The sequence below is a fragment of the Amycolatopsis sp. NPDC104863 genome, assembly GCF_055582965.1.
In genome coordinates this window covers 924019-939466 of sequence record NZ_JBVJOW010000004.1, presented here as the reverse complement: position 1 = coordinate 939466, position 15448 = coordinate 924019, and the positions used below count along the sequence as shown (strand labels likewise).

The following is a 15448-nucleotide window of genomic DNA, read 5'->3' as shown; positions in this document are numbered from 1 at the left end:
AAACCGACTCCCCAGGCGCGCCAGCCGCCCCACCCGGCACACCAGCCGCCCGTCCAAGCGCGCGAACCAACCCACCCGGCCCACGAACCGACCCACCCGCCACCTGACCCAGCCACAAAAACGGCCACGCGCGACCGGCATCAAGTGCCAGGTCGCGCGTGGCCTAGTGGGTCCGGCCCCGGATCACGGGGGTCGAGCCATAGCTGGTCTCGGCCGCGCCGAGGCGGCCGAGCGTCTGGAATGGATCAGTTGGCCGGGACGGGCTGCCCGCCGAGGGTCACCTCGACCGTGCGGCCGTCGGCGAGTGTGAACTTCGCCTTCTCGTCCGGCGCGCGGGTGCGGATCGCCGCGACGAGCGTGTCGGACTTGTCGATGGCGCGGTCGTCGATCTTGGTGACGACGTCGCCCGCCTTCAGGCCGGCCTTCTCCGCCGGGCTGCCGGCGGTGATGGCACCGAGCTCGGCGCCGCCCTGCGGGGCGTCCTTCACCTGCGCGCCGATGTAGGTCTGGATCGCCTGGCCGGTCTTGATGATCGTGTCCGCGGTGCGGCGGGCCTGGTCGATCGGGATGGCGAACCCGATGCCGACGTTGCCGCTCTCGGAACCGCCCTGGCCCTGGCCGCCCGAAGCCGACTGCGGGCTGTAGATCGCCGAGTTGATGCCGATGACCTGGCCGGACATGTTCGACAGCGGACCGCCCGAGTTGCCCGGGTTGATCGCCGCGTCGGTCTGGACGGCGTCCATCACCGTCTCCTGGCCGCCGCTGCTGCCGCCCGCGCGCACCGGCCGGTGCAGCGAGCTGACGATGCCCGAGGTGACCGTGCCGGCCAGCTCGAACGGCGATCCGATGGCGACGACGGACTGGCCGACGCGCAGGTCGTCGGACCGACCGATCTCGACCGGGGTCAGGTTGCCGATGCCGTCGACCTTGACCACGGCGATGTCGGTGGTCGGGTCGCGGCCGATGACCTTGGCGGCGGCCTTCTTGCCGTCCTGGAACACGGCCTGGATCTGGCCGCCGTTCGCGGCGACCTCGACGACGTGGTTGTTGGTCAGGATGTAGCCGTCGGTGCTGATGACGAACCCGGAGCCCTCACCGGCCCCCTGCTGCCCGCTCACCTGCAGCTCGACGACGCTCGGCGACAGCTTCTGCGCGACCGACTCGACCGAACCGGCCGGAGCGTTGCCGGTCTGCTGGGCCGGCTTCGGCGCGTCGAGCGCGTTGCCGGCCGGGCCGCCGGACGACCCGCCGGTCAGGTACCCGACGGCCCCGCCCGCGACGCCCCCGACGAGCAGCGCCACCAGCGCGACGCCGGCGAGCAGCTTCCCGCCGGTGCGCTTCGGCTGCGGCGCCGGTGCGTTGTAGACGGACGTGCCGGGCATGCCGGACTGCGCGTACGGGTTCGGCGGCGGGTAGACGCTCTGCTGGGTCTGGCCGGACGGCACCTGCGCACCCGGGGCGGACCACGGGTTCGCCTGCTGCGCTCCGTACGCCGGATCGGCCCCGGTCACCGCGTGGTAGGACGGCTCGGAGTACTGCGGCGTGCCGCCGGACTCGGGCGCGGCCTGCTCGCCGTACGGCGTACCCGCCCACCCGCCTTGAGCGGCCTCCTGGCCGGGCTGGGCGTCCGCGGGGTGCCGCGGCGCCGCCGCGTCGTGCGCGTTGGGGTCGTTCTCGGTCATGCCCTCACCTTGCGCGATGGTCCTGAGAGGTTCCTGAGCCGAACCTGTGCATCGGAGATGAGTATGGCCGCTCAGCCCGCCGCGCGGAGCCGTTCCGCGATCTGCTCCGGCGTCGCGTCGTTGATCCACACCGCCATACCCGATTCGGACCCCGCCAGGTACTTCAGCTTGTCCTTGGCGCGCAACACGGAGAACAGTTCCAGGTGGAGCCAGCCGAGCTCGCGGTCACGGCGCACCGGCGCCTGGTGCCATCCCGCGATGTAGGGCAGCGGCCGGTCGTACAGCGCGTCGCAGCGGCGCAGCACGTCCAGGTAGACGTCGGCGAAGTCGTCGCGCTCGGCGTCGGTCAGCGCCGGGATGTCCGGAACCTGCCGGTGCGGCACGATCTGCACCTGGACCGGCCAGCGCGCCGCCGGCGGCACGAACGCCGTCCAGTGCTCGCCGGACGCCACGACCCGCGCGCCGGACTTGATTTCCGCGGCGAGCACGTCGCCGAGCACCGGGCGGCCGTGTTCGGCCTGGTAGGCGCGGGCGACGTCGAGCATCCGCGCCGTCTTCGGCGTGACGAACGGGTACCCGTAGATCTGGCCGTGCGGGTGCGAAAGCGTGACGCCGATTTCCTCGCCGCGGTTCTCGAACGGGAAGACCTGCTCCACACCGGGCACTTCGGACAGTCCGGCCGTGCGGTCGGCCCACGCGTCCACCACGGCCCGCACCTGCTTCGCGCTCAGCCGCGAGAACGCGCCGTCGTGGTCGCTGGTGAAGCAGACGACCTCACACCGTCCACGACCCGGCCGCACCGGCACCAGCCCGAGACCGTCCACAGTGGACGGCTCGCCGACAACATCCTCGGCGAACGACGGGAACCGGTTCTCGAAGACGACGACGTCGTAGTCGCTTTCGGGGATTTCACTCGGTTTGCCGGGCTTGCTCGGGCACAGCGGGCAGAGGTCGGCCGGCGGCTTGTACGTCCGCGTCTGCCGGTGCGCGGCCATCGCGACCCACTCGTGGGTCAGCGGGTCGAGCCGGATCTCCGACGCGGCCGAAACCGGCGGCAGGTCACGGGTGTCCTCGGCGACGCGGTCGGGCGCGCCGGGCTGGTCGAAGTAGATGATCTCCCGGCCGTCGGCCAGGTGTCGTACGGTGCGCTTCACGCTTCCTCGGCCTCGACCGTCTCCGCCGTTTCGGCGATCATGAGTTCCCCTGCCCTTTCGGCGAGCATTTCCTTGGCCTCGTCGGAAATCCCGTCGTCGGTGACCACGACGTCGGCCTCGTCCAGGTCGGCGATCGTCGAGATCCCGACGGTGCCCCACTTGGTGTGGTCGGCGAGCACGACGAGCTTGCGCCCGGCCTCGACCAGCGCGCGGTCGGTCTCGCTCTCGGTGAGGTTCGGCGTCGTGAACCCCGGCCCGTCGGCCATCCCGTGCACCCCGAGGAAGACGACGTCGAGGTGCAGCGACCGCAGGCTGTGCACGGCGACCGGCCCGACCAGCGCGTCCGACGGCGTCCGCACCCCGCCGGTCAGCACGACGGTGCGATCCGGCTGGGTCGACCCGCGGAGCACGTCCGCGACCTGGATCGAGTTGGTCACGATGGTGAGCCCGGGAATGGCGTCGAGCGCCCGCGCGAGCGTCCACGTGGTGGTGCCGGCCGAGATGCCGATCGCGGTGCCGGGCCGGACGAGCGTGGCGGCGAGCTCGGCGATGGCTTCCTTCTGCGCGCGCTGGCGCACGGACTTCGCCTCGAAGCCGGGCTCGTCGGTGCTCTTGCCGATGACCGAGGTGGCGCCGCCGTACACCTTCTCGACGAGCCCGCGCCCGGCCAGGACGTCCAGATCGCGGCGGACCGTCATGTCGGACACGCCCAGCCTGGTCACGAGGTCACTGACCCGGACCGCACCGGTCCGGCGTGCCTCTTCCAGGATCACCGCCTGTCGCTGACGCGCCAGCACCGTTCAACTCCGTCCCCGCTGAACTTCGAGCCCCAACCACACAAAATCCTACACGATTCAACACGGGATCCGCAGGGCCGACGGGGGTGAACTTCGAATGACCAGGTCACGCCCGGGGCGGCGCGCCCCGGGCGAACAACACCGCGACGGACAACCGGTCAGCCGGGCGCTCCCGGCAGCCGGACCGTCATCAGCGCGCCACCCTCGGGCGCCCGCGCCGCGTACACGGCCCCGCCGTGCCGCTCGGCCGCGTGCTTCACGATCGCGAGGCCGAGGCCCGAACCGGGCAGCGTCCGCGCTTCCGAAGAGCGGTAGAAGCGGTCGAACACCTTCGGCAGGTCCTCCTCGGCGATGCCCGGGCCGGCGTCCGCGACCTCGACCACGGCGGTGCCGTCGCCGAGCGGGTAGAGCCGCACCCAGACCGTCGCGTCCGGCGGCGAGAACTTCACGGCGTTGTCCAGCAGGTTCAGGATCGCGCGCTCGATCGAGCTGTTGTCCCCGGTGAGCACCCACGGCTGCAGCGAGACGTCGAAGTTGATCTCGCCCGCGCGCCGCCGCGCCCGGTCCAGGGCCCGTTCGACGACGTCCAGCAGGTCGACGCGCTCGAAGCGCTCGCGCGGCTCGTCCTGGCGAGCGAGCTCGACGAGGTCGCCGATGAGCTGCGTCAGCTCGTCGAGCTGGCCGCTGATGTCCGCGACGATGTCGACGCGGTCGGCGTCCGGCAGCGGCGGCGCGCCGGGTTTGCTCGCGGCGAGCAGCAGCTCGAGGTTGGTGCGCAGCGACGTCAACGGCGTCCGCAGCTCGTGGCCCGCGTCCGCGACCAGCTGGCGCTGCCGCTCCTGCGAGTCCGCGACCGTGCCGAGCATCGTGTTGAAGGTCTGGGTGAGGCGGGCCAGCTCGTCGTCGCCGCTGACCGGGATCGGCCGCAGGTCGCCGGTCTTGGCGACCCGCTCGGCGGCCGAGGTCAGCCGGTCGACCGGGCGCAGGCCGGTCCGCGCGACCGCGGTGCCCGCCGCGGCGGCGACCAGGATGCCGGCGCCGCCGATCAGGAACAGCACCAGTGCGAGCTCGTTGAGCGTGCGCTTGGTCGGCTGCATCGACTGGGCGAGCACGATGGCCTCGCCGTGCCCGGTGGGCAGCGCGACGACCCGGCTGTCGGTGCGGAAGTCCGTCCGCATCGACTCCGGCGAATCCCCGTTCGCCACGTTCAGCTCGTCCTGGCCGAACGGCGGCGCCGAGCTCGAGAGCGGGTAGGTCATCACGGCGTGCTGGACGTCGGGCGCGGCGGTGAGCTGCCCGATCTGCAGGTCGGCGCTGGCCAGGAACGCGCCGGGCACCTGCCGCAGCTCGGTCTGCACCTGCGGCGACGCGACGGCCGCCTGGGCGCGCGCCATCAGGCCGTCGTCCAGCTGCTGGTAGAGGTTGCTGCGCACGACCATGTACGCGCCGAGCGACACCAGCGCGACGGCGCCGGCGACACAGGCGGCGGCGAGCAGCGTCACCCGGCCGCGCAGCGAGAACCGGCGTGTCCCCCACCGCGTGCCCCGGGGGTCGCCGGGTTCGGTCACGGCGGGGTTTCCCTCAGGACGTAGCCCACCCCCCGCACCGTGTGGATCAGCCTCGGCTCCCCCTCGGCCTCCGTCTTGCGGCGCAAGTAGCCGACGTAGACCTCCAGCGCGTTGCCCGACGTCGGGAAGTCGTAACCCCATACTTCCTCCAGTATCCGGCCCCGCGTGAGGACGTGCTTCGGGTAGGAAAGGAACAGCTCCAGCAGTGCGAACTCGGTCCGGGTCAGGCTGATCTCGCGCCCGCCGCGGCGCACTTCCCGGGTGCCCGGGTCGAGCGTCAGGTCCGCGAAGGACAGCATCTCGGACGCCTGACCGTTCTGGCCCTCCGGGACGGCGCGGCGCAGCAGCGCCCGCAGCCGGGCGAGCAGCTCTTCCAGCGCGAACGGCTTCGGCAGGTAGTCGTCGGCGCCGGCGTCCAGCCCGGACACCCGGTCGGAGACGGTGTCGCGGGCGGTGAGCACGAGGATCGGCAGGTCGTCGCCGGTGCTGCGCAGCCGGCGCGCCACCTCCAGGCCGTCGAGCCGCGGCATCATGACGTCGAGGACCATGGCGTCCGGCCGGTCGGCGATGATCGCTTCCAGGGCCTGCGCACCGTCACTGGCCAGCTCGACCTGGTAGCCGTTGAACTCCAGGGACCGCCGGAGCGACTCACGGACGGCGCGGTCGTCGTCCACCACAAGGATGCGCATGGCTGTAGTTTTACTCAGCGTGCTGAGACTCGCCTAAGAACACACACAGAACTAACAAAGAGATTCCCTTACTCCGGCGCCCGCGCGACCGGCGCGTTCCAGTGCCGCCAGAGCGCGACCATCCTCACGGTGACCACCGCGGCGGCCGCGACAACGGTGACCGGACCTTCGGGCAGTCGCACAGCGTGACCGATGGCGACGAGCACCGAGCCGGCCAGCGCGGCCACGGCGTAGATCTCTTTGCGCAGGACGAGAGGGATTTCCCGGAGCAGCAGATCACGCACGGCGCCGCCGCCGATCCCGGTCGTCATGCCGATCAGACACGCGGCGTAGACGGTCGCGCCGGCGTTGAGCGCGATGGTCGTCCCGGCGGTGGCGAAGACGCCGAGCCCGAGCGCGTCGGCGAGCAGCACACCCCGCCGCAGCCGCGCGACCTGCGGGTGGAAGACGAAGACGACCAGGGCGGTCGCGGCACAGACGGCGAGGTAGGGCCAGTTCCGCAGCGTCGTCGGCGGGTGGATGCCGAGCAGGACGTCCCGGATGACCCCGCCGCCGAGCGCGGTGGTGAGCCCGACGACGACCACGCCGAAGACGTCCAGACGAGCCCGCACGGCGGCGAGCGCCCCGGACGCCGCGAAGGCGACGAGCCCGAGGAACTCCAGCGCCGTGAGCAGCATCTACTGGTCGAGCAGGCCGCCGCGGTAGGCCAGCAGGGCGGCCTGCACGCGGTTCGCCGCCCCGATCTTGGAGAGCACGGCGGAAACGTACCCCTTGACGGTGGCCTCGGAGAGGTGCAGCCGCCCGCCGATCTCGGCGTTGCTCAGTCCCTGCCCGATCAGCGCGACGACCTCGCGTTCCCGTTCGGACAGCGAGGCGAGCAGCTTGCGAGCGGGCTGAGCAGCGCGTTGTTCGTCCCGGTGCGACTGGACCATCCGCGCGGCCACCCCAGGATCGAGCACGGCCCCACCCCGGCTCAGGTCCCGCACGGCCCGCAGCAGCGCGGCGGGGTCGATGTCCTTGAGCAGGAAGCCGTTGGCCCCGAGCCGCAGCGCGAGGCTGACGTACTCGTCGATGTCGAAGGTGGTCAGCATGGCAACGGTGGGCGGATCGGGGAGCGCGAGGATGGCCCGGAGCGCGCGAATGCCGTCGTCGGGGGCGCGCATCTTGATGTCGAGCAGGGCGACGTCAGGGTGGTACCGCCGGGCGACCTCGACCGCGGATCTGCCGTCGGAGGCTTCGCCCACGATCTCGATGTCCTGGGCCCCGGACATCATCGCGCGCAGCCCCGAGCGCACCAGTTCCTCGTCGTCGGCGAACATGAGCTTGATCAACGAAGCCCTCCGCAACAGCCAGTAGGAGGCGGCTCCCCGCGTCCCGTTAACGAAGGTTACCTACTGTTGTTCAGCAGTTCGAAACCAGACACGACCAGGTGAGGCGCTGGTCCGTCCAGGTCAGATGCGGCGGACCGTCCGGCAGGGTATATCTCCGGTCAGCGAGGAGCTTGAGAACCACTCACCTGGGTGACGACGGAGGTCGTGTTAGTCCATCCGTGCCCCTCCTGCTGCGACCGCCCCGGGCCCGCTAAGCTGGGCTCGGCAGTACATGCCCTCGTAGCTCAGGGGATAGAGCACCGCTCTCCTAAAGCGGGTGTCGCAGGTTCGAATCCTGCCGGGGGCACCCACAACTCGTGGTCGACAAGACGACCGGGTGCTTCGTGTTTCACCGGCTGGTTTCGGCAACGTGTCGCCGTCTTCGCGGCCGTCAAATCGCATCGAGCATGTCGCGGTGGTCCATGAGCAGCTCGTACCCGACCGCTTCCTGAGGAAGACGGAATCCATCGACCAGTGCGTCGCGGGCCGGCTCGGCGTACTGGCCCAGCCACTCGGCGGCTTCGGCAGCCTCGGCTGCCGGCACTCGGGCGGCCGGGCTCCTGTGCCGCGCGCCGAAAAGCAGCTCGTAAAGCGGATACGCGGGACCGACCGCCGGGAGGCCGGCCAGGCCGGCTCCGGTGTTCGCCGCGGCCGGGATCTGCAGTCCCTTCAGATCCACATCGCCGAAGTACACGATCCGAGCTGGTGCCGGCACCAGCAACGGCACTGTCAGCACCGCGGAGGGAAACTGGTTGCCCGTGCCGTAACCGACGTGGCGTCCCGGGCCGCCTTCCGCGGCATGGTGCCGCGTGACCTCCAGCAGCGATGCGTAAGTGTGGTGGTTCTCCGCGATGAGCAACGCAGTCCCCCTGGCGTCCACCGCGCCTGGAACCCACTGAGAGACAAAGGGGATGGGCACGGAATAGCACCGCAACAGGTCCGGCGTCAGCGCCCCGGACTTGAACAACCGAGTGGTCATGAGCTTGTTGAGCCGTTTCTCGTCACCGAAGAGCTCCAACGAGCGTTCTCGCATCGGCACTCTCGGCCGCGACGGGCCACCGTCCCGCAGAAAGGCTGCCACCGTTTCGAGCAGAGCGACCTCATCGTCCCGGACGGCGATGCGGCCGGCCTCTTCGAGCGCAACCGGCCATACACGTGCGCCACGCGGCTCTCGCACGATCCGCTCGCGTGGCGGCCGGCGCACCCACAGCGGCAGAGCGGGCACTGCCCGCCCGTCGAAATGGCGTGGCGAGCTCGGCAGGATCACCAGCTCGGCCGCCGCCAGCTCGTCCAGCGCGGCGCGAAGGTCACCACGCGCAGTCGGCGCGGTCGCCAGGCTGCGATCGAACGCGACCGCCGCGGCGTACAGGGCCTCGATCGCTATCCGTTGCGCCGGTGCCGCGGCCACATGATCGGCGAGGTGCCTGGCGAGCGCACTCATCGTCATGAGACGGCACCGTCGTCGCGGGCCACACGAGCGCCAGTGATGCCCTCGGCAGCTGACCCGAACTGGTCTTCCACGACGACGTAGCGTCGCGTGCGAAGGGCCCCTGGCGAGTTGCGCATCCGCAGCACGTTCGGGAACTGGCCCACGGCGCCGAGATCCTCCACACCGGTCGTGTACACGAGCTGTACCCCGTGCGCGGCCGCCACGTCCCGCTGCAGCCGGAGAAGGGCAACGTGACTGGCCGTGCCCAACGGGTTGTCCAGCACGAGCGTGCCACCGAGCGCGCCCTTGCCCCGGCCGCGGTTGACCGCGCGCAGACGAGCAAGCGTGCAGTAGAGAGCGACGCAGACCGTGAGCTTCTCACCGCCGGAGAACTTGCCGAGATGGGTCACGTCGACCGGCTCGACAGCCAGGTCGCTGTTCGGCTTGAGGACCTTGACGGTGAAACCGCGCGGCGCCACGGCCTCGTGCACACATCGCTTGAGCAGAGCGAGGCCTTCGGGTTTCGAATTCTCCGAAACGATCCGGTCCACAACGGCGTCGATCCGGGCGTGCAGGTCCTCCTCGCTGCCGGGGCGGACGAACCGGATTCGCAGGAAGTGCTCGTTCCCCCACCCACCCAGGGTGCCCGGCAACTTCGAGTGCCGTTGCGCCGAGTCCAGGTTGGCAAGCACGTCCTGCACCAGAGCGGCGACTTCGACCACCACGAGTCGCTGATCGCGGCCGATGTCGGCGAGTTGTCCTTCGATGGTCGTGCGACGCACCCGCATTTCGCCCGCACGTGCGGCCGCGCGATCGGCCAGTACGTCGGAATCGTCGCCGGTGAACCGGTCCCGGATGGCATCGGGGATCCCGGCGAACCGGTTTTCCGCCGCGAGCTTCCGCACCTCGCGGACCGCTTCGTCCGCACCGCGTCCCGTCGACGACGCGAGGTTGGCGGCCGAGGTGAGACGTTCGAGCACGGTCTTCAACTCGGCCTCCGCATCGATGCCGCCGTAGGCGGGTACCCCCTCGGGAACAGGGGCCGGAAAGGCGGCATCGCCGAGCCGGCTGGCTTGCTGGCCGAACACCTGCGCAACGGTGTCCGCCTCCTGAGCGGCCTTCTTCGCCTCGTCCGCGTCCCGGTGCAGGCCGGTCACCCTGCCACTCATTTCGGTGGCGCGTGCCGACTCCTCCTCGGCCAGTTCGCGTGCCTCGGCCTCGGTTTCGGGTTCAACCTCGAGCTGCGCGTGCCGCAGCCTGTCCTTCGGCTTCCTGCGGCCGACTTCGTCCTGCGCGTGTTTCAGCTCGGAGTCGGCGCTGCTCAGCTCACGCTGAGCCTTGTCGGCCGCCTCTCGTGAACGATCTTTCGCAGCGGTGCGGCGCTCCGGATCCTGACCATCACCGGTCTCGAGCAAGGTGGCTGCCCGTTCACGAACCCGATCCGGATAGGTTGCCAGCGTTCGGTCCGCTCGCTTGCCGCGATGGATGAGGGAGCTGAGCCGTTCGGCCAGCACGGACTGCGCCGCGACCGTCGCCCACTGCGAGTCAAGCTCGGTGAACCGGCTCTGCAACACCGACAGAGGACCACCGACCTCCGCGACAGCGCCGACGTGATCGTGATCGAGCAGGGAGATCCCGCGCTCGTCTCGTTCATACCGTTCCCAGGTGGACTTGTGGTCCCTCGCCCGGCCTCGGGCACTTCGCTCGGTTTCTTGGTAACCTCTCGCGCGGCCAGCGGCTTCGCTGGCGATGCGTTCGTGCGACTCGACTTCCTTGACAAGCCGCTCGATCTCATGCCGCAGCCCTGAAAGCCCGAAGACCCTGTTCGCCAGAGTCGCCAGCCGCTCGATCTTCCCCGCCAACGTCACGAGTTGCTCGGCAACAACCTCCTCCTCGGCTGCGTCATCCGCGTCCCGGCGATCGAGTTCGTCGACCTGCTCTCGCAGTGTCCCGTCGGCAGCGTCGATCGCGTCGATCGCCTCTTGCTGTTCGCCTGCAGTCTTTTCCAGCGCATCCAGATGACCCGCGGGGCAGTCGCGCAGCAAGGATTCCAGCGCGCTCAGGAGCGTCCGGTCCGCATTCAGCTGCTCGTGGAGCGCGGCGTTCCGTCGATCCTGCTCGTGGCGTCGCAGCTCACGCTCCGTTCGCGCACTCTCGGCCGCATTTCCGTCGAACAACGCCGGGTCGCTGGGAACCACCGACCACCCTGGTGCGGCGGTGGTGAGGGCCTGCTGCATCTGCGCGGCGGTGCACACAGTGACATGGGAAATCGAATGCCAGTCGTGAGACGCCACCACACCGCGGGCGCTGTCGGCGTCAGCATCGGCCACGACGACGCCCGCGGCGAGTTCGGCGACGTGAGCGTTCTCCAGCACCTCGGCGCGTTCTGCTTCGGTGACGAGATCACGCAACAACTCCCACCCCGGCCGGGCCGGCACGCCCGCGGCGACCAGCACCTCGGCGGCGCGCTGGGCATCACGGGTGGTGGGCAGGAAGTCGTCGGCACGCAACGCTTCCAGCGCACGGTCGTCGTCCGCCGCGTCGACACGATTGTCCACGATCGCCGACTCGCCCGCCGCGGATGCGTGGGTCAGGGCGGAACGCAGGTCGGCGGCTTCGGCCCACAGCGCGATCCGACCACCTTCTTCGAGCTGCATCAGCTCGGCGAGCCGGGCATCCGTTGCGAGTTCGTCAACACGTGCGACCAGCTTCGCACGTTCAGCAACTTGGCGATCCCGCTCCGCCACTCTCTCGGCCTTGTCGGCTGCCAGCTTCGTCCGCCGGCTGCCCAGCTCCTTGCGCAGTGCCGGCCGGGCCGCCCGCTGCCGACGGACCGCTTCGATCCGTTTTACGGCCTCACGTCTGGTGGCGCGGGATTCGGCGAGGACAACGGCCGGAACTGCCTCGGAATCCGGCAGATCTCCTCGGCTCACCGCACTTTCCAGAGCGTCATCGATCTCCGCAACCTGAGCTCGCAGGTTCTCGATCCGCACCTTGGCCGCGGCGGCGAGGACGCTATTCTCCTGTGCTCGACCGGACTCCGTTTCGAATGCCGAATTCGCATCGTCAGCAGCCGTGGTCTCCATCTCCTCGGCGGCACGCTCATCGCCGGCGAGTGTCGAGTAGCGGGCCTTCAGAGCCGCGGCGGCTTCGTCTCGCGCTGCGCGCAGTGGTGCAGTCTGCCGCTCCTCTTCTGCCATCTGCAGGCGCACCGACGCCGCCTGGCGCTCAGCATCCAGCCGCTCGGCCAGCGGCTCCACGACCTCCCATGCTTGGTTCTCGCGCTTGGTGTCGGCCGCGATGGCCGCCGCGTCTTCCCGCGCTGCAACAGCTGCTGTGTGCCTGTGTGCCGCCGCGATCCTGAACAGCTCGTTCGCGACATCGTTGACCCGGTTGCGCTCCCGGTCCAGCCTGAGGGCGTCCTCACGAAGCCGCTGCTCCTCGTCCGTGAACCAGTCCTTGTCGCCCTCTTTCGCCGATGCCGCACTGCGAAACGCGCCGGCGAGACGTGCAGCCGCCTCCCTCGCCGCGGCGGCCTCGCCCGCGGCCTTCTTGGCGAGGTCGTGCCGTTCGGCCAGCACGTCGAGCCGGCTCGCCATCTCGCCGCAAAAGTCGCGATCGACGAGCAGGTCCGGCTTGCGGCCGAGCACGCTGATGACCTTTCGCAGGTTGGCGGCGACGAGGTCGGGCTGTGCACTGTCGACGGTGAGATCGATCAGGAAGTCGACGAACTTGTCGGTGGACGGGAAGTTGAACAGCTCGGCAACGCCGCCCTCCGAATGATTCATCTGCTTCTGGTAGCCGAACAGCGCTGGATCGAGGTCCCGCGCGGTGAGCGTTTCCATCCACTGACCGCGCTGGTCGGTGATCGAGAAGAGGAACTGCTGCGGCCGGGATGCCGCAATCTCCCGCAACAGGCGGACGAACTCGGGCATCGGCCGCACCCGGCCCGCCTCGTCGTGCACGGGCAGGAGAGCGAGGTCGAGCACCCCCGGTACCGCGAAGAAGGTGTAGTACCAACCCCGAAGCTTGTCGCGGTCACGGTCGGGGTCGACCGGCTTGCGCCGATCCGTCCACTCGTAGACCGCGCCGGTGATGAGCCGAGGTGCCGGCATCAGGCTGTCATCGGACTGCGCCACCCATTCCGCCACTGTGTGGCTGGTGTCGCCGGACGCAACGTAGTCCTCCAAGTGCCGCTTGACCGACCTGCCCATGAAGTCCCTCCGCAAGGGCAGCAAAAGGGCGAAGAAGAGGGACAGGAGGCTCGATTTACCACCTCCGTTGCGCAACCAGAGGATCGAGTCGACGGGCTCGATCACATCGGCTCGTTCGAGCGAGGACATGGTGAGTGTGAGGTCGGTGAACCGAGCGGCCCGATCGCCGACGCTCGCCAGCCGAAGGCGTGCCAGCTGGTAGGTCACGGCGCCTCCTCCGCTGGGTGGTCGCCGCGGCGGATCGCGGCCAGCAAGTCGTACGTCGCATTGCCGGCCAGCTCGCCGGCTTGGATTCGGAATCGTTCGAGCAGCTGAAACGCTTCCGGACCACGCGCAGGCGCTGAACGGGCAAGGCCCTGGTCCGCCAGCCAGGTGAGCACGTGGGCCACCCAGTAGGTCGACGAGGCCGGAGAGCGGCGAGCCTTGCCCCTGCCCCGGTCGGCCTTGTAACCGGGCGACAGCCGGTCGAAGGTGCGCCATGCCTCGTCGAACGACTCATCCTCACGCGCAGCCCGTTCCGGCGTCCGTTTCAGCCGGTCGCACGTGTCACGCAAGAAGCGTTCGATCTCGTCGACCGACACCCACCGCACGCGGTCGTCGTCGAAGTCGGCCGGCGTCGGAAAGGCGTAGGCGGCAACCGCAACGCTCACGAGCCCCACCAGCAACCGCTCACTCACACCGCCGACGTTCGGCAGGTCCGACACGCGGTACGCGAACACCGACTCGCGACGCACGCCGAGTACCAGGCCGAGGTCCGAGTCGGAGAGCACCTGCGCGTCCAATCCGTCGAGAACGCTGTCGACCGCGGTGCGGAACTCCGCGTCTGCGCGATACCGACCGAGGAGAGTCCGGTAGTCGGACTCGGCGCCAGGACGCATCTTCGGGCGAAGCGCACAGCCGATGAGCACACCCACGTCGGCCAGATCGCGCCGGCTGAGAGTCACGACGCCTCCCGACCTTCCTGCACCGACGAATGCGTTGTGGTTGCCCACCAGGCGAGCGCCTCTTCGTCCTCGGCCACGATCAAGTCATCACCCGACCAGCCGGGAACGCTGATCGTCGTGCCATCGGCATCGACCGCCGCGGCAGGCCCGAGAACACGTGCAGCGGTATCCACCGCTGTGGAGACGTCCTGAGCTGTCTCGGGCGCGTAGCTCCAGAGCACGGCGAGGACGATGATCCGTTCGACCGCCGTGCGATCGAGCTGTTCTGGCAAGTCTGCCGCCCGAACGGCAAGGAGTAGCTCCGACAGGCGTGCGGGCAGCGCGGTGGTGTCGACCACGTGCGCAGCCGCCACCAGCACCTCCGGAGGTACCGCGGGCGGGTCCGGATCACCGAGCTCGTCATCGAGGGCGGGCGGATCGTCCGGCGTGCTCTCCCGACGCGGAGCGAGCAGATCGTCGACCAGGTCGGCGAAGCGGACGATCCGGGGCACCTGGGTGCCGGCCAGCAGCACGGCAAAAGTCTCGGCGGGTCCGACCGCGTCGCCGGCCGGCATCGTGAGCAGCGGGAGCAACACGCCATCGGCGACATCAGGATTTCGCAGGCCACCGACCGGCCGGAACGATTGCCGTGTCTGTTCGTCGAGGAAGATCGTCCGCGCGCTGACCAGTCTTCCGTGCAGCTCCGTGTGCCGCTGACGGCACTCCTCCAGCAACCCCGCGATGCGCGCGGCCGTGCCGGCGACCGCGGGCTCCGCGTCGGCGGTGTCCAGCGCACCGCGGACGTGCTCGAGCAACTTGACTTCCGCCGCCAGCCGGTCCTCGAGGTGCGTGCGGTTGCGTTCCAGCTGTTCGGGCACCTGCTCGGCCCATTGAGTGAGCACCGATCTGATGTCACGCACGGTGTCCGCCATGAGCGTCCGCAACTCGTCGGCATAACGGACGGAAAGCAGCCGTGACCGTTCCGCGGCTTTCTCCGCCTGCCCGAACGCACCTCGTTCGAGTTGCCGGGTGAGCATGAGCTCGACCGCGGCCTGCTCGTCCTCGACGTCGAATTCCAGACCACCCACCAACGCGTTGATCGCGTCCGTCGAAGCACGGAGCACATTCACCCCTCTGGCGTGGTCCTCGTGCTCGGTGAGCAGGCGAAACTCGGCAGATACCAGTCTGTGGCGGACGGATCCGCTGACGTCGCGGCCGAAGACCGAAATCTGGTAGCTGTACGGCGCCTCACGTTCACGGCGGTTCAGCAGCGCATCGACGACATAGCGCGCGACCACACCGTGTTCGTCGGCGGTTCGCTCCGGGCGGGCGTTCGCCGCCAGTGCGCCAACCCCGGCGACAACCTCGTCATAGGTGATCTCGTCGTCGAACCCCTGCCGGGCGATGACCGTGTCGATGGCCGCCAGTGCCAGCGTCACGACGTCGTAGCCGTCCGCGCCCCATGACTGGCGTGTGGCATTGTCCGCCGCGTCCGCTACGGGCCGAACACGAAGGAGGGCCCGCACCCGATCGCCGAACGACTCGTCGAACACCGCCCGGCCCATAGCTGACAGGTCGCTCAACCGTTGTCACCCCCTCGGCGTGCCGGCCCCTCACCGTAG

The 15448-nt window shown here is 69.7% G+C and carries 11 protein-coding genes and 1 tRNA gene; 1 reads left to right on the top strand and 11 read right to left on the bottom strand.

Annotation, left to right across the window (positions count from 1 at the left end; translation table 11 throughout):
- Positions 1–245: 245 nt before the first annotated feature.
- The 7 genes from ACZ63J_RS26105 to ACZ63J_RS26075 all read right to left on the bottom strand — a co-directional run bounded on the left by ACZ63J_RS26105 (position 246) and on the right by ACZ63J_RS26075 (position 7221).
- Positions 246–1682 carry a S1C family serine protease gene (locus ACZ63J_RS26105; RefSeq protein ID WP_465400151.1) on the bottom strand — a complete coding sequence of 479 codons (1437 nt, stop codon included), beginning with the start codon at positions 1680–1682 and terminating at the stop codon, positions 246–248.
- Positions 1683–1753: 71 nt separating this feature from the next.
- Positions 1754–2836, bottom strand: coding sequence for a galactose-1-phosphate uridylyltransferase (gene galT, locus ACZ63J_RS26100; RefSeq protein WP_465302222.1), 1083 nt, complete (start codon positions 2834–2836; stop codon positions 1754–1756).
- Positions 2833–3633 (bottom strand): DeoR/GlpR family DNA-binding transcription regulator, encoded by an 801-nt coding sequence (locus ACZ63J_RS26095; protein WP_465302220.1) that lies wholly within the window; start codon positions 3631–3633, stop codon positions 2833–2835. Before ACZ63J_RS26095 ends, galT begins: the two co-directional genes overlap by 4 nt.
- A 158-nt stretch (positions 3634–3791) precedes the next feature.
- Positions 3792–5201 carry an ATP-binding protein gene (locus ACZ63J_RS26090; RefSeq protein ID WP_465400152.1) on the bottom strand — a complete coding sequence of 470 codons (1410 nt, stop codon included), beginning with the start codon at positions 5199–5201 and terminating at the stop codon, positions 3792–3794.
- Entirely contained in the window at positions 5198–5890 is a 693-nt protein-coding gene (locus tag ACZ63J_RS26085) for a response regulator transcription factor (RefSeq protein ID WP_465302216.1), read from the bottom strand. The genes ACZ63J_RS26090 and ACZ63J_RS26085 overlap by 4 nt, the downstream gene beginning before the upstream one ends.
- A gap of 68 nt (positions 5891–5958) precedes the next feature.
- On the bottom strand, positions 5959–6567 hold the full coding sequence (locus ACZ63J_RS26080) for a trimeric intracellular cation channel family protein (protein ID WP_465302214.1): 609 nt from the start codon (positions 6565–6567) through the stop codon (positions 5959–5961).
- Positions 6568–7221, bottom strand: coding sequence for a response regulator (locus ACZ63J_RS26075; protein ID WP_013230063.1), 654 nt, complete (start codon positions 7219–7221; stop codon positions 6568–6570).
- 273 nt (positions 7222–7494) lie between these two features.
- Between ACZ63J_RS26075 and ACZ63J_RS26070 the strand changes: the two genes are divergently transcribed.
- Positions 7495–7567: transfer RNA gene (locus ACZ63J_RS26070), tRNA-Arg, on the top strand.
- Between the two features lie 84 nt (positions 7568–7651).
- Here the strand turns inward: ACZ63J_RS26070 and ACZ63J_RS26065 are convergent.
- From ACZ63J_RS26065 to ACZ63J_RS26050, 4 genes are read right to left on the bottom strand one after another with little or no spacing between them, the layout of a single operon-like run.
- Entirely contained in the window at positions 7652–8707 is a 1056-nt protein-coding gene (locus tag ACZ63J_RS26065) for a hypothetical protein (RefSeq protein ID WP_465400153.1), read from the bottom strand.
- Complete coding sequence (locus ACZ63J_RS26060; RefSeq protein WP_465400154.1) at positions 8704–13110, bottom strand: coiled-coil domain-containing protein; 4407 nt, start codon at positions 13108–13110, stop codon at positions 8704–8706. The genes ACZ63J_RS26065 and ACZ63J_RS26060 overlap by 4 nt, the downstream gene beginning before the upstream one ends.
- On the bottom strand, positions 13107–13847 hold the full coding sequence (locus ACZ63J_RS26055; protein WP_465400155.1) for a hypothetical protein: 741 nt from the start codon (positions 13845–13847) through the stop codon (positions 13107–13109). Before ACZ63J_RS26055 ends, ACZ63J_RS26060 begins: the two co-directional genes overlap by 4 nt.
- Positions 13844–15409 carry a hypothetical protein gene (locus ACZ63J_RS26050; protein WP_465400156.1) on the bottom strand — a complete coding sequence of 522 codons (1566 nt, stop codon included), beginning with the start codon at positions 15407–15409 and terminating at the stop codon, positions 13844–13846. The genes ACZ63J_RS26055 and ACZ63J_RS26050 overlap by 4 nt, the downstream gene beginning before the upstream one ends.
- Positions 15410–15448 lie beyond the last annotated feature (39 nt).

What these genes read in the sequence shown, in the direction of transcription:
- ACZ63J_RS26105 (WP_465400151.1), bottom strand. Translation starts at nt 1,682, where the DNA reads ATGACCGAGAACGACCCCAACGCGCACGACGCGGCGGCGCCGCGGCAC.
- ACZ63J_RS26085 (WP_465302216.1), bottom strand. Translation starts at nt 5,890, where the DNA reads ATGCGCATCCTTGTGGTGGACGACGACCGCGCCGTCCGTGAGTCGCTC.
- ACZ63J_RS26080 (WP_465302214.1), bottom strand. Translation starts at nt 6,567, where the DNA reads ATGCTGCTCACGGCGCTGGAGTTCCTCGGGCTCGTCGCCTTCGCGGCG.
- ACZ63J_RS26065 (WP_465400153.1), bottom strand. Translation starts at nt 8,707, where the DNA reads ATGACGATGAGTGCGCTCGCCAGGCACCTCGCCGATCATGTGGCCGCG.